Annotated in this window: 1 protein-coding gene; it reads right to left on the reverse strand. The window is 54.0% G+C overall.

What is annotated here, in order from left to right; genetic code table 11:
* Positions 1–134: 134 nt before the first annotated feature.
* A partial coding sequence (gene rlmN / locus A3730_RS03140) for a 23S rRNA (adenine(2503)-C(2))-methyltransferase RlmN (RefSeq protein WP_063537457.1) occupies positions 135–931 on the reverse strand: 797 nt, incomplete at its 5' end.

Raw genomic sequence — 931 nt, forward strand, 5'->3', positions numbered from 1 at the left:
CTGCAGCCCGGCGGCCACACGGCTATTTACCGCTTCATCCACTTTCACCTTGGGTCCATCGTCCACCGTCACACACCCGGCGGCCAAAAATCCTGCAAAACACAGGATAAAAATAACCTGAAAAAAACGTTTCATTAGGTCTGCGCTGTGTTGTTATCGGTTTGTTCGGCGCGGTGAAAAATGGATTCCTTCCAGCGCTCACTGCGCCGGGTGCGGTCCTTCACCTGCCCCACTAACTGACCACAAGCGGCATCAATATCATCGCCGCGCGTTGTCCTGACCGTGGTCATTACTCCATTGTCATTCAGGTACTTGTGGAACTCCAAAATATCGTTCTTGCGTGACCGCTCATAACCGGCATGCGGAAAGGGGTTAAACGGAATCAGATTAACCTTCACGGGAATGCCGTTAAGCAGTTTAACCAATTGGCGGGCATGTTCCGGCTTGTCGTTCACATCCCGCAACATCACATATTCCATGGTGATGGTGTTATGGCGGTGGGTAATATTCTTGCTGTAACTCTTGCAGGCCGCCATCAGGTCTTTCAGCGGATACTTGCGGTTCAGCGGCACCAGCTGGTTACGCAGCTCGTCATTGGGTGCGTGCAGGCTTACCGCCAGGGACACATCCAAATCCTCGCTGAGCTGATTCATCTTCGGAATCACCCCGGAGGTAGACAGGGTGATACGTTTTTTACCGATGCCGTAGCCCAGATCATCTTTCATGATCCGCATGGCCGTAAGCACCTTGTCGTAATTAAGCAGCGGCTCGCCCATACCCATCATCACCACATTGGTAATCGGGTGCTGACCCAGGTTACGGCGCGGGCCAAAGGCGCGGCTTGCCTGCCACACCTGACCGATGATCTCGGCGCTGGTCATGTCGCGCTGAAAGCCCTGTTTGCCAGTGGAGCAGAAGCTGCAATCCACGG

The organism is Alcanivorax sp. HI0044 (assembly GCF_001634945.1).